This window comes from Vibrio sp. KUL80, from assembly GCF_059725495.1.
In genome coordinates this window covers 784,857-805,478 of record NZ_AP045841.1, presented here as the reverse complement: position 1 = coordinate 805,478, position 20,622 = coordinate 784,857, and the positions used below count along the sequence as shown (strand labels likewise).

The window sequence follows — 20,622 nt, the reverse complement described above, 5'->3', positions numbered from 1 at the left end:
AGGAGGTGGGCATTTACATTTTGCTTTCTCTTCCATCATTTAATCCCGTTGCAATTCATTACGGACACGGTACTACTCACCATCGAGGTCGAAGGCTCGTTTACTCTCGTTGATGTAGTTCTTCAGGTACCCATCAATGACACGCGGGTTTTGACCATCTTGAATCGCTAATACGCCATCCATGATCAAGCGGCGGTTAAGGTTTTCTTGCTCTCGGCGCAGCGTCAGTTTGTCAGCGATAGGGAAAAACAGCATGTTCGCAAGCATGGCACCATATAGGGTTGTCAAAAGTGCAATGGCCATCGCAGGACCGATGGACTTAGGGTCATCCATGTTAGATAGCATCGCAACCAGACCCACCAGCGTACCAATCATACCCATGGCCGGTGCCACATCACCGTATGATCGAAACACCGCGGCGCCTTTCTCATGACGCTCGTCTGTTAACGCGATGTCTTTTTGCATTGCATTGCGTACAACCTCTGCATCGTGTCCATCTACAAGAAGATCGATGCCCTTTTGCATAAAGCTGTTTTGGATATCCATTTCTTCAAGCGCTAGGAAGCCGCCCTTACGAGCCGCGTCTGCCATTTCCACAATTTTAGCGATGAGATCTTCTGGTTCGTCGGTCTTGAACATGAACGCCTTACTGGCAATTTTGGTTGCCCCAAAAAACTGCCCCAAGGTGAACTTCATCAAGACGACAAAGGTCGAGCCCCCGATTACGATAAATACCGAGGTTGTATCGAAGTAAGTCATGATGCTGCCACCCAGCACCATTGCGATAATTATCGAAGCGACCCCACCAATGAGGCCTATCAGCGTTGCTAAATCCACTCAACACTCCATGAAAAATTTGACGTCTTAGAAACTCTGGTGAGCTATTCGAGCTCACCGAGTCTATCTCGTTGCTCTAAGGTTATCGACCAAGTGACGATATCTTTAAGTGATTTATGACCACAAAATCACAAAATTGCGTGACCAGTGATCACTTCTCCTCTTTTATCAGATAGAAAAGCCCTTAACCTCATTGTTTTGAGGCACGATATTGGCGCTTTTTTTAGCAATCAAAAAGCCTGCGACGTATCTTCACAGCATTTTTAGCACCTTAAGTTTGACCATCGCTAGCCGCTCATGTAACGTTCGATCATTTCATAAAAAATAAGTACGTTATGGCGACTAAGAAACCTGAAAACATGTCTTTCGAAGCGACAGTCGATGAGCTGGATACGCTGGTAGAACAATTAGAAAATGGCGACCTAGCGCTTGACGACGCGCTGAAAAAGTTTGAGCGAGGCATCGCCTTAGCGAGAGCTGGACAGCAAAAGCTGACAGAAGCGGAGCAAAAAGTGAGTATTCTCCTAGCTAAGGATGACGACGCGGACCTGCAAGACTTCGCTCAGCAGTCAGAATAATTTCAAAAGTGAGTATCCCCATGATTGAGGCTTTGAAGTCTTATCAAATGCGCAACAACGAGCAACTGGATGCTTGGTTGGACCGCTACCCGTTTCAACAGCAAAGACTCATTGAGGCCATGCGCTACGCCTTACTTCTTGGCGGCAAACGCGCAAGGCCTTTTCTAGTTTATGCAACAGGTTCTATCTTTGGATGCACTGAAGAGGAGCTCGACACCCCTGCTGCAGCCATCGAATGTATTCATGCTTATTCGCTCATCCACGACGATCTCCCTGCGATGGATGACGATGAACTTCGTCGCGGTAAGCCGACCTGCCACATTGAGTTTGATGAAGCAACCGCTATTTTGACAGGCGACGCACTTCAAACATTGGCATTTACGATACTATCTGAAGGCCCATTAGCGTCATTTGCCGAGTCTCAACGTATCAATATGGTGAAAGAACTCGCGAACGCGTCTGGTGCCGCTGGTATGTGTATTGGCCAAGCACTGGACTTGGAAGCGGAAAATCGCTCAGTAGGCTTGGAAGAGCTAGAGCAGATACACCGCCACAAGACTGGCGCGCTTATTAAATGCGCGGTTCAGCTCGGCGCGTTAGCCGCTGGAGAGAAAGGGCGTGAGTATCTTCCTCAGCTTGAGAACTACGCTGAGGCTATTGGTCTTGCGTTTCAGGTGCAAGACGACATTCTAGACATTGTTAGCGACACGGAAACACTCGGGAAACCTCAAGGCTCCGATGTCGAACTCAATAAGAGTACCTATCCTGCCTTACTTGGGCTGGAGGGCGCGCAGCAAAAAGCTACGCAACTATTTGAAGAAGCACTTTGTGCTTTGCAAGCGATACCCTACAATACGCAATTACTCGAAGACTTCGCACGATATGTCATCGAGCGCAACAACTAGACTATATTAAAGCGCTAAATAACTATGACACTTGATATTTCAAAGTATCCGACACTGACATTAGCAAACACGCCAGAAGAACTTCGTCTGATGCCGAAGGAATCTTTACCTAAGCTGTGTGAGGAGCTAAGGACGTATTTGCTAAATTCAGTGAGCCAGTCTAGTGGACACTTGGCTTCCGGACTAGGCACTGTGGAACTCACAGTTGCTCTGCATTACGTCTACAACACACCTTTCGACCAGCTTATCTGGGACGTGGGCCATCAAGCCTACCCTCATAAGATCTTAACTGGCCGTCGTGAGCAATTATCGACTATCCGTCAAAAAGACGGGTTACACCCTTTCCCATGGCGCGAAGAAAGTGAGTACGACACACTGTCTGTTGGTCACTCATCAACGTCGATCAGTGCGGGTCTTGGCATGGCGATTTCTGCCGCTAAAGAAGGCAAAGATCGCAAAGTCGTTAGCGTTATCGGTGATGGCGCTATTACGGCAGGTATGGCGTTTGAAGCACTAAACCACGCAGGTGATGTTCACCCTGACATGCTGGTCATCCTTAACGACAACGAGATGTCCATCTCTGAGAACGTTGGTGCCCTGAACAACCACCTTGCTCAAGTGTTGTCTGGTAGCTTGTATACCTCAATTCGTGAGGGTGGCAAAAAAAGCTCTGTCTGGACTTCCTCCAATTAAGGAACTGGTCAAGCGTACCGAAGAGCATATCAAGGGCATGATCGTCCCAGGAACCTTATTCGAAGAGTTAGGCTTTAATTACATTGGTCCTATCGATGGCCATGATGTTAATGAGCTGGTCAAAACACTCAAGAATATGCGTGAGCTAAAAGGTCCACAGTTCCTGCATATTATGACCAAGAAAGGCAAGGGCTATGAGCCTGCTGAGAAGGATCCTATCGGCTACCACGGTGTGCCGAAGTTTGACCCTTCACACTCTTGCCTGCCAAAAAGCAGTTCAAGCAAGCCGACTTACTCGAAGATATTTGGTGACTTCCTGTGTGATATGGCAGCGAAAGACCCATCACTAATGGCAATCACGCCAGCGATGCGTGAAGGCTCTGGTATGGTTCGCTTCTCGAAAGAGTATCCGAGTCAGTACTTTGATGTCGCGATTGCCGAGCAGCATGCGGTGACACTTGCAACGGGCATGGCGATTGCTGGCAACAAGCCAATCGTGGCAATCTACTCAACCTTCTTGCAGCGTGGCTACGATCAGCTAATCCATGATGTCGCCATTATGGATCTGCCGGTGATGTTTGCCATCGACCGTGCAGGTCTGGTTGGAGCCGATGGTCAAACCCACCAAGGTGCGTTCGATCTCAGCTTTATGCGTTGTATTCCAAATATGGTGATCATGGCACCAAGCGATGAGAACGAATGTCGTCAGATGCTCTACACAGGTCACATACACACTGGTCCAAGTGCGGTTCGCTACCCTCGTGGCAGCGGTAACGGCACAACACCTGAAGCTGAGTTTACCGCCTTAGAGATTGGTAAAGGCCGTGTTGTTCGCGAAGGTGAGAAAGTAGCCATCTTGTCATTCGGTACCTTCTTAGACAACGCGCTGGTTGCAGCAGAAAACCTAAACGCGACAGCGGCAGATATGCGATTTGTTAAGCCGCTCGATGAGGCGCTTATCAAGGAGCTGTGCGATAGCCACGATGTGATTGTGACTCTTGAAGAGAACGCGATCGCTGGCGGTGCAGGTGCTGGTGTCATAGAGTTCATGATGCAAGAGAAGCTAATGAAGCCAGTACTAAACCTTGGTCTTCCAGACAGGTTTATCGCACAAGGCACACAGGATGAGCTATATGCAGAGCTTGGTCTTGATGCTGCGGGTATCGAAGCGTCTATTCGTGATTACATCTCTAAATAGAGATATTTCTGGTTAGAGAAAGCTAAAGCGACCTTGTGGTCGCTTTTTTAATGCCACTTTTTCTCATTCGGATAACTTACGGACACAAAAAAAGCCGCAACCTAGGTTGCGGCTTTTCAAATCCAATTGGATGGCAATTATGCGTTTGCTTCACGCTCAGCGATAAACTCTAGCGCCATCTTAATGCGAGCAATCACGCGCTCTTTACCAACAAGCTCCATCACAGCGTCTACTGATGGAGATTGACCACCACCCGTTACCGCTACGCGAAGTGGCATACCGATTTTGCCCATGCCGATTTCTAGCTCTTCGCAAACTGCCGCAATCACTTGCTCTTTAATGTTTGCCGTTGTCCACTCTTGTAGCGCTTCTACTTTCGCTAGCGCTACTTCTAGAGGCTGCTTCGCAACGCCACGCAGGTGTTTCTTAGCTGCGCCCGCTTCAAACTCAGAGAAGTCTTCGTAGAAGTAACGGATTTGCTCAGCAAGCTCAACCAAGGTATTGCAGCGCTCGCCAACAAGTTTGATCACCTCAGTGATCGCTGGACCATTTTCAGTGTTCAGCTTTTGCTCATCAAGGTGCCATTGAAGGTACTTCGCTACATACTCTGGTTCAGAGGTCTTAATGTAGTGGTTGTTCAACCAGTTCAGTTTGTCTGTATTGAACGCTGATGCTGACTTAGAGATCGCATCTAGAGAGAACAAGTTGATCATCTCTTCTTGAGAGAAGATTTCTTGGTCACCGTGAGACCAACCTAGACGTACTAAATAGTTGTTTAGTGCGTTTGGTAGGTAACCTTCATCACGATATTGCATCACTGACACAGCGCCGTGACGCTTAGATAGCTTAGCGCCGTCATCACCTAAAATCATTGCACAGTGTGCGAATGTCGGTACTGGCGCACCAAGTGCTTCATAGATGTTGATTTGACGTGGTGTGTTATTGATGTGGTCTTCACCGCGCACCACATGAGTGATACCCATATCCCAGTCATCAACCACAACAACGAAGTTGTATGTTGGCGCACCATCAGTACGACGAATGATCAGATCATCCATTTGGCTGTTTGCGATCTCGATACGGCCACGAATTTGATCATCAAATACTACGCTGCCCTCTTTCGGGTTGCGGAAACGAATCACACATGGATCACCCTCTTTCGCTGCTGCATTAGCCGCAACAATCTTCGGATGATTCGCATCGTAGCGAGGGATCTCTTTGTTCGCTTCTTGCTCTGCACGGATCTCTTCTAGAAGTTCTTTTGGTGCATAGCATTTGTATGCTTTGTCTTCAGCAAGTAGTTTCTCTACCATTTCGTTGTAGCGATCAAAACGCTTAGACTGGTAGTACGGACCCTCGTCCCACTCAAGACCCATCCACTGCATGCCTTCTAGGATCGCATCTACTGCTTCCTGAGAGTTACGCTCAAGATCTGTATCTTCAATACGTAGAACGAATTCACCGCCTTGGTTTTTAGCAAATAGCCAAGAATACAGTGCAGTACGCGCACCACCGACGTGAAGATAGCCTGTAGGGCTTGGAGCAAAACGTGTTTTAACCGTCATCGAAAGTACCTTGTTGTCAACGTCGCACAATGCTCATCATTATGCGTTGCAAATTTTGGGCGCTATTTTATCACCTTGCGCTAATTCTACAATCACTATACCCAATAACCTCATCAACCAAAGTCAATGTGATCAAATCTCTTGACCTTACCCTTGAGGGAAGGTTTATGGTTAACAACAATGAACGAATTTTGAGGTGGGTTATGGTTAGTTATACGCTTAATTTATCGGGTTTATCCTGTATGGGTTGCGTGAATAAAGTCAAAAATGCTGTCGAAGCATCGACCAATGACATCCATATCGACCATATCGATAAGCAAACACTTAAGGTCTCAATACAAAGTGATGTGAGTACAGTGATTGAGATTGTTGAAGGCTTTGGTTACCAAGCTAAGCCTGTATGGGTATTTGAACTCTCGGGGCTAAACTGCGGTAAATGTGTAGCAAAGCTGCGTGAAAAACTGCAATCGCTCGAAGGCAGCGACATTGTTGAGATCAGTAAGCAATCACTAACTCTGGAATCAACACTTAGCGTAAACAGCATAGTTGATGCCATCGAAGAGGTTGGTTATCACGCAACTTTAGTGACAGAACAAGTAGCGAAGCCATCTAATGAGTCTGCGGCAGACACTGCCGTTGAACATTCGGAGCATCATAAGAAAGAGCCTGAAATCCAACAGCCCGTCGAAGTTTCACAAAACGCCCACCTACCGAGTATTCATTTGCTGATTCAAGGCATGACCTGTGCGAGCTGTGTCTCGTCAGTAGAGAAAGCACTTCTCTCCGTGCCTGGTGTCGACATTGCTCGCGTAAACCTTGCTGAGCAAAGCGCTATGGTCAGCACCGCCTTGCCGATAGCTGATATCCAGACACCGCTATTAAAAGCGATTAGCAATGCCGGTTACCAAGGGGAGTTAGTCGAGGACCTAGCGACTAGCCAGCAGCAACAGCAGCAAGCACTGATTGCTCATCAAGCGCAGCAAAAAAAGAATACTATTGTCGCACTAGCAGTCGGAGCACCATTGATGCTGTGGGGCGTGCTGGGTGGCAGTATGATGATCCGTCACTCTGGCGATCAAATAGCTTGGGGCGCTGTCGGCATACTCTGTTTATGGCTTCTCGCGACGGCAGGTCGTGATTTCTATATCAACGCTTATAAATCACTAACGCACGGTCGTGCCACCATGGATACCTTAGTTGCTCTGGGCACGGGCGCAGCATGGTTCTACTCGATGCTCGTCGTCATCGCTCCGAGCTGGTTCCCAGAACCATCACGTCATGTGTATTTTGAGGCAAGCGCGATGATCGTCGGACTGATCTCGCTCGGTCACTACATAGAAGCCAAAGCGAAAGCCAAGACCAATCAATCCTTACAGGCGCTGATGAACCTTCAACCCCAAGTGGCGACGGCGATCATCGATGGCAAAGACATCGAGTTGGCCGTTTCCGATATTCAGCTTGGCATGAGACTGCGAATTAAGCCGGGTGAAAAGGTCCCCGTCGACGGACAAGTTTCTGAGGGTCACAGCTATGTCGATGAATCTATGCTCACTGGCGAACCCATTGCCGCACTTAAAGGGATTGGCGACAAGGTGTCAGCCGGTACCGTGAACACCGATGGCAGTTTGGTGATAGACGCAACGGGTGTCGGCGCCAATACCATGCTGTCACGCATTATTAATCTAGTTCGAGACGCACAGAGCAGCAAACCCGCTATTGCGAAGCTCGCAGATTCCATCTCTGCAGTGTTTGTCCCTGTGGTTGTGCTCATTGCCTTAGGCGCTGCGGCGGTTTGGTTCTTAGTAGGCCCAGAGCCAAAGGCAAGCTACATGCTTGTGGTCACGACAACCGTACTTATCATCGCCTGCCCTTGCGCTCTGGGTCTTGCTACCCCACTGTCTATCACCGTTGGCATAGGTAATGCCGCGCAAGCTGGGATTCTGATTAAGGATGCGGATGCACTACAGAAGCTTAGCAAGATCAACGCTGTCGTATTTGACAAGACGGGAACGCTCACGTTGGGGCAACCTAAAGTACAAGGCGTCCAAACCGTTGGCCTATCCGAAATGGAGCTTGCTAGATTGGTACTGCCATTAGAGAAACGCTCTGAACATCCTCTCGCCAAGGCCGTCACCGATTATTGGGCTGAAACAGAGGTCAATGAGCCAACCGAGTTTGAGAACCTCAAAGGTAGAGGCGTTCAAGGAGTGGTGGAAGGTCGCCACGTGCTCGTTGCTTCTCTAAATCATATCAGAGCGTCACAGGTAGATATTACCGCGCTAGACGCATCAATTTCAGACGCCGCGACCAAGGCTTTGACCCCAATCGTTATCCTAGTTGACTCAAAACCTGCAGGCTTAATCACCATTGCCGATCAAATCAAACCAGAGGCAAAACAAGCGATTGAAGCCCTCCAAAATCAAGGTATAGAGACCATTATGCTAACAGGTGACAATCGCCACGTTGCAAAAGTCATTGGAGAGCAAGTTGGTGTTGATGAGGTGTTCTCTGAAGTATTACCAGATGAAAAAGCCGCGCATATCGAAGCGCTTAGAAAACAGTATCAACATGTCGCCATGGTCGGTGACGGTATCAATGACGCGCCGGCACTAGCGCTCGCAGATGTGGGTATCGCTATGGGCTCGGGTAGCGATGTCGCGATAGAAAGCGCCCCAATGACGCTACTAAACAGCAACCCTGCTAGTGTGGCTCATGCAATCGCGCTCTCTAAAGCGACGGTGAAGAATATTAAACAGAACTTGTTCGGTGCGTTTATCTACAACACCTTAGGCATCCCAATTGCTGCTGGTGTGTTATACCCACTGTTCGGATTTTTGCTTAGCCCTGTTTTTGCAGGGGCAGCAATGGCACTTTCTTCTATTACGGTCGTAACCAATGCTAATCGATTAAGAAAGTTCCACTATAAAAACTAACCAGTGCTCAACATGACTGACAATCTAAAATAAGGTTATATGAAGCACTTGGTGATTGTTGATAACAATGCAATGTTAAAGAGGATGAACTATGTCGAACCAAAAACGATTTATAAAACTGGCAACGCTATCGCTGGCGATGCTAGCAGGCTCGGCGTTTGCAACCAATGTACTGACCTATAAATCCCCATACTGCGGATGTTGTAAAGACTGGGTCACGCACATGGAAGACGCAGGCTTCACGGTCACCGTCGAAGATCATAAGAATATGAACCCAATAAAACAAAAGCTTGGCATCAAACCGGAGCTCGCCTCGTGTCATACGGCAGTTATCGGCGACTATGTGTTTGAAGGGCATATTCCCGCTGACGATATCAAGGCGTTTCTAGAAAACCCACCAAAAGGTGCGAAGGGCTTAGCTGTACCAGGGATGCCTGTTGGCTCTCCTGGTATGGAATATGGCGATCAAAAAGACCCGTATCATGTCTATGCTTACAACGAAGAAGGGCAAGTCTTTTCCTACCGTTCGTACAACATGTAAACGACAACGCCCACATAAAGTGGGCGTTTTTTTAGAAGTGATAAGTACCACCTACCACAATGGCTGAGTTTGCCGTGCCACGTGGGTAATATGGCGTTCGAAACGTGCCTTGGTTCTTGTATTCAAAATAAGGCTGAAATGCGAACTTAGTCAGCGTTAACCTAAATTCATGGTCCATCGCATTGTCGGTATATGGGTAGTAAGGATGGTAAGCCCCGCTCATATGGTAAACGTTGTTATAGTGCAGCTTAATCGGATGAGTTTTTAACTGATACTCTACCTTGCTGTCGAAACGATAGTCGATATCTGGCTTGTAACCCCAGCGGTCATGCTTTGCATAGGCTTCAACGCGCGTGCGATGACTCAGTGACAGTCCCTCATCAAAGTCATACCCAATCTTAAACAATGGGCGATATTGGACAGTCTCACCAAGTTGCATCAAGTGCTCATAGCCTGCCCCAAGCCAAAAGTTTTTCGACATCTGAAACTTCTGTTCAACCCCTAGTGTAGTCAGCGGCGCACGTGCGGAGTGACCATAGTAAACATTATCGTGGTGGTTATGATGACTGTATGGCGTCTTACCAATGGGAATGTCCTCTACGATAAAACGAACCGTCGTATCCGTATCAAAGGTATGACCCGCTTCCATTTTGGCAGTGGTTTTAGAATCGTAAAGGTAAGTGCTATTAAATTGGATGTTGCCTTCGATGTATGAAGAGGCGGCACTTGCAGACAATGAAGCAAACAACAAGCCTACAATTATTAAGAGGCGCATATAATGGATTCCCTAACTAAAATTTGCGGCGATTGTGCTCATCAGAACAGCGAGTTGCAAATACCAACAATGTCAGGGACACGACAACTATAAATATTCATAAAGCCACAGCGGAAAGGGCTATAGCTTAAATCCTGCCTTTGAAGTCAAGTCAAAGTCAGAACAAAACAATACCAATGACACCAACATGACCTGAAGAGTTAATTTGAATACCAAATCTGTTTAAATAACAACCTCATCAAACAAGGTTATTTCTTTTCAAAAGATAAAAAGTCATATCAAAAACTAGCCCGAGCACGAGGGAAATAAAAAAGGCTCCATTTGGAGCCTTTTTATAAACGTGTGGAGTTTACTTAGAAGCCGTAAGAAGCACCAAACACAAACGCATTGTTCACTAGGCTGCTACCATTACTGTCTTTAAGACCATGAGCCTGGCTACGGAACTCAAAGTAAGGCTGAACGCCATCGCGAGTCCAAGTTGCACGAAGCTCGTGATCCATAGTGTTATCGTTGTCACCTTGCTTAATAACATAGATATTGTTGTAGCTAACAGCGACTGGCTGATCTGCAAATTGGTACGCAATTTTGTTATCTAAGCGAGTTTCGTCATCTTTGTTCTTATCTGCTTGAATGTGATGACGGGTACGGTTGCTTAGAGAGATGCCGTTATCGAAGTTATAGCCAATTTTGATAAGTGGACGGTACTGTACAGTATCACCAGCCTGTACTAGATGATGATAACCAGCTGCCAACCAGAAGTTGTCTGTTACATTGAATACTTGCTCAGCTCCTAGTGTTGTAAAAGGTAATGGACGATCGGTATCTTTTACGTCACCAAGAGGAATAGCATCAAACTCTACTAGAAGTGTCGTGTTTGAGTCGAACGTATGGCCAGCTTCTAGCGTTGATGTCGCTTTTGAACCTTGCAGGTAAGTATCGTGGAATTGAACGTTACCTGTTACATAAGAAGAACCAGCAAATGCACTTGTTGAAGCTACTGCTAAAGCGGTAAGAGCGAGGACTTTTTTCATGGTAAAAACACCTATATTTGTTGATATACGGGCGGCTTATGGTGCCGTCTTGTTTCGTTGCCAGTTGGCTTGAGCACAATATAACGACATTTATTTCGCGCTAACAAATAATTAAGGCCTTTTAGTGATCATAATCACCATCCGAAAGAACACGAAAATATAAACACAATAAAAACAACAACTTAAAACAAAATATAAATTTATATCTATTTTTGCGAAGAAACTTAATCAGATCCAAGTCACACAAAACCAAAGGAAACTGTCTGTTTTTTACAGATAGTGTCCTAATCCTCATAGTATCAACGTGTTTTTCTGAGTGGTTTCTGTGATCTTAGTTACTAAATTTAGAAAAAAGACTTAATAGATTCTCATCAATCTCCAACTTAATTCACTATAGAATGCAAGTAACTCACCTTTATTTGCGAATGAATCCAAACAGCTACGAAGGCAAAGACACTTCCCTTAAGACGGCTTCCCTCAAAAGAGCTCAATTGATATGCTCTATGTACCTAAACTCCGATTGAGCTTTAAGATGTTTGCGTCTCTACGAATTGCATTTGTACTATTATCCGTTTTTCTAACAACTGTGATATCTGCGTCAGCTTATGCTCAACCACTATTGTTCAAAGCCGAGCGCGGTGACCAAACCTTTTATATCTACGGTACGGTTCATGTAGGACCCAAAAATCAAATCACTGTTACTAAACAAATCGAAGATGTCCTTGGGGTAAGTGATACCCTGATACTCGAAGCAAAAATGGATCAGTCTGTTCAGTTTCCGACGACTAGTCGCTTTCAAGTTGCGCAAGTGCTGGAGAAAAACGAACTTAAACAACTCGAAACTATTGCATCTGAGATAGGAGTTGATTTTGGAACACTGCAAAGTTTACCGCCTTGGCATGCCGCACTGATTCTTCAACAAACGACGTTCACTCAGCTAAATTACTACTCGGAATTTGGCTCTGAACATCAGCTTTCTGATTGGGCCAAAGGGAACGGAATAACCATTGACGGATTAGAGACCTTGCAGTTTCAGATCGATTTACTTTCTCAGCAAGATGAGGGAGGAAAGGAAATGCTAAAACAAACGTTATTAGAATGGCCACACAACGCACACAACATTCAATGCTTGCTAGCATCATGGCAAGCCGGTGATATAAAAAATCTGTCAGCAATGCTTGAACATGATAGCGACAGCAGTGACTTTCTTAAGCGTCTACTTATCGATCGAAACGATGCTTGGGTGGCGAAACTGACAAACTCAACTAAGTATCAAAAAGGCACCTACTTTGTCGCTGTAGGGGCGTTGCATCTAGTCGGCCCTAATAGTGTAATCGGTTTACTAAGAAGCAATGGCTATTCCGTGACTCAGCTCAGCCGATCTGAAGAAGCAAAGTGCATTATGAAAACACATGTATAACGTCTTATTTTTAAGACACTATCTTCGATTAAATTTGGTGCCATCAATGGAAAAGCAGTTTTTTAGCCTTTCGTTTGAAATTTAACGCTAAAAATCAATATGTAATAAATAGATGATATGTAAAATCAATAATTTAAATTGGCTGACAGTTAGATAGTGTTAGAAACAAAGTAACGAGATAACAATAACTAACTCTATCAAAGCCGTTATTTTGGCAATAATGAGCAAATTAATAACCCTTTGGCATTCAGGTAGTTAATATCCTCTGCCTAAAAGCTACAAGTTCCTTATTTATCATTAAAAAATTTTAAAACTTACAATATTTTTTGATCTTTATCCTATCAGCTTCATACTTAAGTTGCCTTAACAAACCCTATGTAACTAATATGGAGAGTCAAAATGAAACGTTTATTTATAGCAATGGCTTGTGCATTGATGTTTTCTATGCCATCTATGGCGAATAGTTATTCGGCGGGTGGTAATGTTATTGGAAGCGTTGTTGAGTGTACATTACCGGATGGCAGTACGAAGACCACCTATCAACTTTACTGTAAAATGGCAAATGGACATGCTCGATACTAACGAGGCAAATCCAAGAAGAGAGGGGTTAGCTCCCCTCCTTCAATCCATCTATGATAGGGCAAGCGCTCTGATCATCACCAGGACAACGCTCGACCCACTCTAACAACTTAGATTCAATACTTCGTAAAGTCTCAATCTGGTCTCTAACATCACTCAGCTTATTAGTCGCAAAGTTCTTTACGTCTGCACTGGTTCGCATAGCATTGTTTGCCAGCTTCAACAGCTCTCGGCATTCATCGAGCGAAAAGCCTGCTTTTTTGGCGTTAAATACAAATTTTAGGTCCTCAACCTGATCCATAGAATAGACTCGGTAACCATTTTCAGCACGCTTTGGGGCGGAAATGACATCTCGTTCTTCATAAAAACGAATCGACTTGGATGACAAGCCTGTTAGCTTCGCTACTTGACTAATGTTCATTTCAACCCTCTCAAGACTCTGTATTTAACGAGAAATCAACCAACTTAGAGCTTTTTGGCGCTCTTCAAGTGATGCCTCATTATACCAATACTGCATCATTTGTGCAGGCTGAGACTTAAACGTCGCTACATCACTGCCAGTCTTGCGATATTGATATGCCCAGTCTACAAATTCTTCTCGTTCTGTAGCAGGGGCTTTATCATACCAATACTGAATCATCTGAACCGATTTGGCTCCTGATTCGATGTCTGGCTCTCCCACGGAAGTTGCAATCACAGGAGCAGCTGCTATTGCCGCAGTAGTCGCTACTGCATTCGTCTGACCACGCTGATTCGCAAGCTCATCACTAAGAGATTTTATATACCCATTCGCAATGAAAAAGGTAACTTTGTAATCACTATTAGTGACCAAATCAAATTTAAAGTTTCCACCATTAGCACTGTTTAATACCGATTGATCTATCGGGAAACTAATATACTGGGTGGCTGTACAATGTTCCGTACAAACACTCGTGGAAGGTTTGAGCTCAGTAAGATCAAAAAGCTTTCCTTGATAGGATGCTTTTTCAAACTCGGTATACGATTTAAAGTAAGACACCTCCATGTTCATATAACCTGTAACTGATTTTTCTTCAGGGTTTCGACTAGCTTGTAATACAACCAAAGCATTAGATTTAAGAATATCACCACCGTTCGATGCATCGATCTCTGGGCTATATTTCTTACCAACCACAGTAATCTTATCACCTTTGTGGCTTACGCTTTCCACTGACTGAGAAAAATCACTTTCTGAATCAAGGGAAGAGCATGCTCCTAACAACAACGACATTACAACTACAGTTTTTCTCAACATATTCCTCTCCTTTGACAGAAAAAGCGTTAACTTTAAGCAGCTAACGCTCCGTAATTATTTTCTTTAAAATACTTGGTTTAGAAACCGTACTCAAGACCGATACGAGTAACGATATCTGAACGGTTTTCCGTGCTGTCCGCAACATTTGTTGTGCGCTGAGCTACACGAAGATAAGGAACAAAACCATTAACAACTGCCATCAACTGACCTGAAATTGTGTGGTCTGCGTCATCTTGGTTTACACCACCTTTCTCTGAATCAAGGTTCGCTGCGTAGCCTAGTTTAAAGCCAATTGGACCATTCCAATATTGGCCAATAACTGAGTAAGATCCTTGATCATGTTTAATACCGCCCTGCTTCAACTGCTCTTGTTTATATGCTGCAGCTAAACCGAAACCTGCTGGTAATGATGCTTCAAAGCCGACGATGTACGCTAGAGTGTCTGTGTCGTCTGTTGTAGATGCTGCGGTATAGTAGCTGTCTCCTGGTTGATAAGCATTACCGTTATCATCCGTACCACTTTCTTGCGCAATCTTCCATTCAGCAGCCGTTGTGCTGCCTGGACGCTTACCTGTCTCTACCGCACCCATTAATGTCAGTTTCTCAAATGCATAGCGCGCGTTGGCTCCCGCAAAATACGCATCACGTGTTGCATTACCGCCACCATTATCATCGTCATCACGACCAACAGAAGCTGCAAAAGTGAAACCACCAAATTTAGGAGAGTCGTAACGTACTTGGTTCGATTGACGATCGTAGTGAGCATTAATACCACCCCAATCGAAGACAGAGCCAAGACCTGGGTTAGAGAAAGGCCAGTCTACAATTTCATATAGTGGCGTGAGTACACGACCGATTCGAACATTACCGAAGTCACCAGACATACCAATGTACGTATCACGGAAACCTAACACACCACCAGAAGTACCACCGTGAGCCCAGTCTGTATTATCAACATATCCAGACTCAATCTGCATTGTTACGCGAATGCTGTCTGTCATATCACCTGAAGCACGGAAACCAATTCGAGATTCATTTTCTACAGCGAAGCCAGAGCTATCACTTTTATTGTCTGTTGTGTTGTAATTCACTGCGGAAATTGCTGCAACACCATAAACCTCAACATCAAAATCCGAGTTGATACCAACCTGACCACCAGCACCTTCATCAGCAAAAGAACCAAATGAAACGACTGACGCCACTGCTGCACCGAGTAGGGTGCGTTTAAACATCTTTTCCATGGAATAAACTCCTAAAAATGGGTATAGCTGTTATCCATAATTCATTCTTAAGTTGGCCGCCGAAGAACAAATTATTTCCTTTATATTTATAATCAGAACTTCTGATTAAAGTTACTGTCTACACTCTGTGTATCCATAATCACAAGACTAACTTCGCGAGAAAAAATATCAATTTAAGACTTATTTTTAGTAAAAAAAATAGGAGGCAGTACAAATTTTGAGGGCAGTTATTGATGAAGATCTTATTTCTTACAATGACTTTGATGAAATGCTTTACATCTATAAATTAATAGAGATTTGAAAAAACAATACCATTAAATGTGAAGTCACTCGCATAGGTATTTCTTTATCAAATTAATTAAAAAAATACGTGATTGGACTACTTGCTGTTTATTTACTAATACTCTAACGCATTATTATTTGAAGTGACTCGCAAAAAAAGCCCCGATATACAATCGGGGCTGTTTATTAAATTAATAAAAGACTATTGAATCAGCTCTATCAATTCCGCTTCGGTTCTAACTTCGATACCTAGCTCTTGCGCTTTCGCAAGTTTCGACCCAGCATTGTCTCCAGCGAATAAGATATCCGTCTTCTTGGATACGCTACCCGTGACTTTTGCCCCCAGCGCCTGAAGCGCTGCTTTCGCATCGTTTCGGTTGAGTACAGACAGTGAACCTGTCAGAACAACAGTTTTACCTTCCAACGGCTGTGGAGTGTCTGCTGCCACCTCTTCAATATCAGGCCAATGAATACCAGCTTCGATAAGGGCTGCAATTACGCTTTGATTAAGCTCAGCCTTAAAGAAGAACTGAATATGCTTAGCAACAATCTCACCGACATCTTGAACTTCAATGAGCTGTTCATGTGTGGCCTGACTAATAGCATCCAGTGTTTTGAAATGCGCGGCCAAGTTCGCTGCCGTAGCCTCTCCAACTTCACGAATACCGAGAGAGTATAGGAAGCGCGCTAGTGTCGTTTCTTTCGATACGTTCAGGGCATTCACCACATTCTGAGCAGACTTTGGCCCCATTCGCTCTAGAATTGTTAATTGACCCGCAGACAAACGGAACAGATCAGCTGGTGTTTCCACCATTTCCTTATCGACTAATTGCTCTATGACCTTTTCACCTAACCCATCCACATCCAGGGCTTTTCGAGAAACAAAGTGTTTAAGCGCCTCTTTACGCTGCGCCTGACACACTAAGCCGCCAGTACATCGAGCCACGGCCTCACCTTCAATACGCTCCACTAAAGAAGAACATACTGGGCAGTGCGTTGGAAACTCGATGTCTTTTGCATCATCGGGCCTACGCTCAGGTACAAAAGACACGATCTGAGGAATAACATCTCCCGCTCGGCGGATTATCACACTGTCGCCCACTTTTACGCCCAAGCGCTCAATCTCATCGGCGTTATGCAGCGTTGCATTGCTGACAGTAACGCCACCAACAAAGACAGGCTCGAGTTTGGCTACTGGGGTGATGGCTCCAGTGCGCCCTACTTGAAAATCTACAGAGTTCAAGACGGTGATTTCTTCTTGTGCCGGAAACTTATAAGCAATCGCCCAACGTGGTGCGCGAGCAACAAAACCTAGCTGCTCTTGCAAAGCAACATCATCAACCTTAATCACAACACCATCAATTTCGTATGCTAGTGCTTCACGCTTTTCTTGGATTTCTTTGTGGTAGGCTTTGACGTCCTCAATGCTATTGACGCGTTTAGTTTCTGGGCCCATCGGGAAACCAAGCGATTTTAGCTTCAAGAAACGGTCATAGTGACTGGCAGGAAGCTCGGTGCCCTCGACAACCCCTAGGCTATAGGCGTAAAAGCTAAGTGGGCGCTTCGCTGTGATACGAGAATCTAGCTGACGCAAACTGCCAGCTGCGGCATTTCTTGGGTTAACGAATACCTTCTCACCTTTTTTCGCCGCTTGCTCGTTGAGTTTCTCAAAGCCCGCCTTCGGCATAAAGACCTCACCACGAACTTCGATACGAGCCGGGATATCATCACCTTGAAGCTTGAGAGGTATTGCACTGATAGTACGAACGTTTTCTGTAATGTTTTCGCCTGTCGTACCATCACCTCGTGTCGCGGCTTGTACTAGCGTGCCATTTTCGTAGAGAAGGCTTACGGCCAAGCCGTCAAGCTTCACTTCACAGCAGTAGGCGCCAACATCCGTGCGATTCAGTCGCTCTGAGACGCGCTTGTTAAAGCCATCTAAGTCTTCATCTGAGAACGCATTGTCCAGCGACAACATTGGTATTTCATGTTGAACTTGGCTGAAGCTATCAAGAGGTAGACCGCCCACTCGCTGGCTTGGCGAGTCCACTGTCACCCATTCTGGGTGTTCAGCTTCAATACTAAGTAGCTCTTGCATAAGACGATCATATTCAACGTCTGGGATTTCAGGGCTGTCTTCAACATAGTACTTCACACCGTGATAATGAAGCTGTTGTTTGAGTTCGTTTAATCGTTGTTGCGACATGTTATACCTTGATAGTACTGATAAAAAAGGCTCCATAGGAGCCTTTTTTGCTTCGATTTAATTCAGATTACGCGCTGGCTTTTGCCAAGTTAAATTCTTTGATCTGTTGACGGTATGCGTCCAGTCTCGTTGGCGTAATAAGGTTGCGTCTGTCATCCAATACGTTGCCACCGAGATCGTCAGAGATCTGCTGCGCTGTACGTAACATCAGCTTGAAATTTTGGTCTGCTTCGCCAAAACAAGGTAGCGTCATAAAGAATGAGATACCTTTAGTGGTAAAGGTTGCTGGGTCGTCATGTTGAAGCGTGCCTGGTTGCATCATGTTCGCGACACTAAACAACACTTTGCCTGTACCCGACAAATCAGCGTGGCGGTGGAAAATATCCATCTCACCGTAAATAAGACCGTTTTGACGCATACTGTCGAACAATTCTGTTCCGTTGAAAGGTACATCACCAGAGCAATGGACGTTGAGTACTAAGACTTCCATCTCTGGTTCTTTTGGTTCCACCGCCTCTTTAGCTACTGCTGGTGCTACTGGCTCAGAGATACTCACTGGCGCTTCAGGCTCTTCAATTTCTTCGCCAATGTCATCATTGAGCGCGTCTAGATCGATTCTCGGCTCAACTGCATCAATATCATCATCTTTACTAGCAGAAAACGATGGCAGAGGCTCTTCCTCTTGAGTTTCAACAACAGCAGTTGGCGTTGGTTCTTCTACAGGCGCGCTTTGGATACTAACGGGCGCTTCCTGTAACTCTGGTTCAGGTTGTTCCGCCTGCTGCTGGATTGGCGTCTCTTCTGGTAGCGTATCATCCAGTGGATCATAAGCAGGCTTCTGCTCATTTAATCCGAAATCCGGCTCTGTGCGTGTCTTTCTGATGATTTCAAAATCATCTTCAGGAGCAACGTAGTCATCGTCAGCGTTGTCATTTTCGTCTAACTTACCTAGAGGTCGATCGCCAAATTTCTTCTGGCCTTCCTTTTTACTCGACCACAAACCGTGGAACAGTAGCGCCGCAATAGCCAAGGCACCGACAATAATGAGTACGAATCGCAATTCCTGCATTGTTTGCTCTCAATGTTAAAAATAGTCCTTAAAGAAGCGCTTACACACTTCAGCTTTCTCTACTTTACCAAAACTCTATAGATGATTAGAACACCTAAGTATAAGAAGTTTGTGATTTCATGAAGCCTTTTTTGTTATAGTCGGGTGCATTCGCATCGCTAATACCGAAGAAAGGACACCAATTTTGAACAAAGCAAACACTGGGTTTGGCTACTTCATGCAAGGTTTTCAAATCGCTTTCACTCCAGGGATCCGATGCTACGTGTTGTTACCATTACTCGCTAACATCATTCTAGTGGGTTCTGCGATGTACTACCTTTTCTCTAATTTAAATGCATGGATTGAAGGTTGGCTAGGCTACCTACCAGAATTTTTATCATGGCTTAGCTATATCCTTTGGCCGTTGTTAGCGCTTACTATCCTTGCGACCTTTTCCTACTTTTTTAGTACCTTAGCCAACTTTATTGCAGCACCGTTCAACGGCCTGCTTGCCGAGAAAGTTGAGGAGCAGTTAACCGGAAACAAGGTCAATGATGAAGGCCTAATGAGTGTCGTCAAAGATGTGCCGAGAATAATGGCTCGTGAATGGCGTAAACTCTTGTACACCTTACCGAAAGCCATCGGTCTGTTTCTTTTGCTGCTGATACCCGCCATTGGGCAAACGATCGGTCCTTTTGCCTGGTTTATCTTCACCGCGTGGATGCTGGCTATTCAGTACTGTGACTACCCGTTTGATAATCACAAAGTCCCGTTCAACGACATGCGCCTGTCGTTGAAGCAAAAACAAGGCAAGGCCTATAGTTTTGGAATGTTGGTGTCACTGTTCACCGCGATTCCAATTCTGAACCTGTTTATCGTACCTGTATCGGTTTGCGGGGCGACAGCAATGTGGGTGCAAGAATTCCGCGACCAATACAAATAGACGCGAGATGAAACATCGATGTTCCTTATTTTATGGTAAGGAACATCGCAACAGGAACACTAAGGCTTTAAAGGCTGGCGACTAAAGGTTTTGTTGCCACACTTACCACAATCGCTGATTACCGTTGGATGATTGTACTCGGTCTTATGGCCACACTCTTCACAAACCAGTACACCCAAGCCAATCATTTCTCCAGAGGTGTACACACCTTGATGTTCAAGGTCTTGGAACAACTCGACCCACTCGACTCTCGTCTTGTCGGTAATGTCCAATAATCCCTGCCAAATCGAGTTCGCAATCATCAAATAAAAAGGACCGCTTTTGCTCTCCTCATAGTTGTCAGCGAACTCTTTCAGATCCGACTTCACATACGCTGAGATCAGTGCCATTTCGTCCTTGGTCATATCGTTGGCTGCCTCGACAACTTGCCCTGACTTTTCAAGCACGTGCTGTAGCTCATCCGGGCTGTGTTTGAGATTCTCAACCACGTCTTCGATCATTTCTTCATAACTGGTTTTACGCTTAGGCATACATCCCCCTATTTACCCCAATACGATGAAGGCTATATTGGCTA

General features: G+C 45.3%; 17 protein-coding genes and 1 pseudogene. 8 read left to right on the top strand and 10 right to left on the bottom strand.

From position 1 onward, the window contains the following. Positions 1-72 precede the first annotated feature (72 nt). Positions 73-837, bottom strand: coding sequence for a flagellar motor protein PomA (gene pomA / locus AC6I8U_RS03640; protein WP_042473753.1), 765 nt, complete (start codon positions 835-837; stop codon positions 73-75). A gap of 335 nt (positions 838-1,172) precedes the next feature. On the opposite strand from pomA, the gene xseB reads away from it, so the two are divergent. The 3 genes and pseudogenes from xseB to dxs all read left to right on the top strand — a co-directional run bounded on the left by xseB (position 1,173) and on the right by dxs (position 4,211). After that, entirely contained in the window at positions 1,173-1,415 is a 243-nt protein-coding gene (gene xseB / locus AC6I8U_RS03635) for an exodeoxyribonuclease VII small subunit (RefSeq protein ID WP_042473750.1), read from the top strand. Between the two features lie 20 nt (positions 1,416-1,435). After that, positions 1,436-2,320 carry a (2E,6E)-farnesyl diphosphate synthase gene (ispA, locus tag AC6I8U_RS03630; RefSeq protein WP_498017774.1) on the top strand — a complete coding sequence of 295 codons (885 nt, stop codon included), beginning with the start codon at positions 1,436-1,438 and terminating at the stop codon, positions 2,318-2,320. A 24-nt stretch (positions 2,321-2,344) separates the two neighbouring features. Then, positions 2,345-4,211: pseudogene (gene dxs / locus AC6I8U_RS03625) on the top strand (1-deoxy-D-xylulose-5-phosphate synthase). Positions 4,212-4,348: 137 nt separating this feature from the next. On the opposite strand, the gene gltX reads toward dxs, so the two are convergent. After that, positions 4,349-5,776, bottom strand: coding sequence for a glutamate--tRNA ligase (gltX, locus tag AC6I8U_RS03620; RefSeq protein ID WP_042473746.1), 1,428 nt, complete (start codon positions 5,774-5,776; stop codon positions 4,349-4,351). 203 nt (positions 5,777-5,979) lie between these two features. Here gltX and AC6I8U_RS03615 point away from each other — a divergent pair, with 203 nt between their 5' ends. Both AC6I8U_RS03615 and AC6I8U_RS03610 read left to right on the top strand, forming a co-directional pair. Continuing rightward, entirely contained in the window at positions 5,980-8,709 is a 2,730-nt protein-coding gene (locus AC6I8U_RS03615; protein ID WP_498018311.1) for a heavy metal translocating P-type ATPase, read from the top strand. 91 nt (positions 8,710-8,800) lie between these two features. Beyond that, positions 8,801-9,250 (top strand): DUF411 domain-containing protein, encoded by a 450-nt coding sequence (locus AC6I8U_RS03610; RefSeq protein ID WP_234495315.1) that lies wholly within the window; start codon positions 8,801-8,803, stop codon positions 9,248-9,250. 31 nt (positions 9,251-9,281) lie between these two features. Here the strand turns inward: AC6I8U_RS03610 and AC6I8U_RS03605 are convergent, their stop codons facing one another. Both AC6I8U_RS03605 and AC6I8U_RS03600 read right to left on the bottom strand, forming a co-directional pair. After that, entirely contained in the window at positions 9,282-10,025 is a 744-nt protein-coding gene (locus AC6I8U_RS03605) for an oligogalacturonate-specific porin KdgM family protein (RefSeq protein WP_498017773.1), read from the bottom strand. A gap of 353 nt (positions 10,026-10,378) precedes the next feature. Next, entirely contained in the window at positions 10,379-11,056 is a 678-nt protein-coding gene (locus tag AC6I8U_RS03600) for an oligogalacturonate-specific porin KdgM family protein (protein WP_042473740.1), read from the bottom strand. Between the two features lie 532 nt (positions 11,057-11,588). On the opposite strand from AC6I8U_RS03600, the gene AC6I8U_RS03595 reads away from it, so the two are divergent. Together AC6I8U_RS03595 and AC6I8U_RS03590 are read left to right on the top strand one after the other, a co-directional pair. Next, positions 11,589-12,476, top strand: a complete 888-nt coding sequence (locus AC6I8U_RS03595) for a TraB/GumN family protein (RefSeq protein ID WP_498017772.1) — start codon at positions 11,589-11,591, stop codon at positions 12,474-12,476. 399 nt (positions 12,477-12,875) lie between these two features. Continuing rightward, positions 12,876-13,058, top strand: coding sequence for a hypothetical protein (locus tag AC6I8U_RS03590; RefSeq protein ID WP_252012240.1), 183 nt, complete (start codon positions 12,876-12,878; stop codon positions 13,056-13,058). A 25-nt stretch (positions 13,059-13,083) separates the two neighbouring features. On the opposite strand, the gene cueR is transcribed toward AC6I8U_RS03590, so the two are convergent. From cueR to zipA, 5 genes are all read right to left on the bottom strand, one after another. Next, positions 13,084-13,476 (bottom strand): Cu(I)-responsive transcriptional regulator, encoded by a 393-nt coding sequence (cueR, locus tag AC6I8U_RS03585; RefSeq protein WP_498017771.1) that lies wholly within the window; start codon positions 13,474-13,476, stop codon positions 13,084-13,086. 24 nt (positions 13,477-13,500) lie between these two features. Further along, positions 13,501-14,328, bottom strand: coding sequence for a DUF2057 family protein (locus AC6I8U_RS03580; RefSeq protein ID WP_498017770.1), 828 nt, complete (start codon positions 14,326-14,328; stop codon positions 13,501-13,503). Positions 14,329-14,405: 77 nt separating this feature from the next. Then, positions 14,406-15,569, bottom strand: coding sequence for a porin (locus tag AC6I8U_RS03575; RefSeq protein ID WP_498017769.1), 1,164 nt, complete (start codon positions 15,567-15,569; stop codon positions 14,406-14,408). A 484-nt stretch (positions 15,570-16,053) separates the two neighbouring features. After that, a complete protein-coding gene (ligA, locus tag AC6I8U_RS03570) occupies positions 16,054-18,057 on the bottom strand; it encodes an NAD-dependent DNA ligase LigA (protein WP_498017768.1) in 2,004 nt (667 codons plus the stop codon). A 67-nt stretch (positions 18,058-18,124) separates the two neighbouring features. Beyond that, on the bottom strand, positions 18,125-19,126 hold the full coding sequence (zipA, locus tag AC6I8U_RS03565; protein WP_498017767.1) for a cell division protein ZipA: 1,002 nt from the start codon (positions 19,124-19,126) through the stop codon (positions 18,125-18,127). Between the two features lie 217 nt (positions 19,127-19,343). Here zipA and cysZ point away from each other — a divergent pair, with 217 nt between their 5' ends. Continuing rightward, the gene (cysZ, locus tag AC6I8U_RS03560) at positions 19,344-20,048 is read left to right on the top strand and encodes a sulfate transporter CysZ (RefSeq protein ID WP_498018310.1); all 705 of its coding nucleotides are present in this window, start codon (positions 19,344-19,346) and stop codon (positions 20,046-20,048) included. Positions 20,049-20,107: 59 nt separating this feature from the next. Here the strand turns inward: cysZ and AC6I8U_RS03555 are convergent, their stop codons facing one another. Then, the gene (locus AC6I8U_RS03555; protein ID WP_128648982.1) at positions 20,108-20,578 is read right to left on the bottom strand and encodes a zinc ribbon-containing protein; all 471 of its coding nucleotides are present in this window, start codon (positions 20,576-20,578) and stop codon (positions 20,108-20,110) included. Between the last annotated feature and the right edge of the window lie 44 nt (positions 20,579-20,622).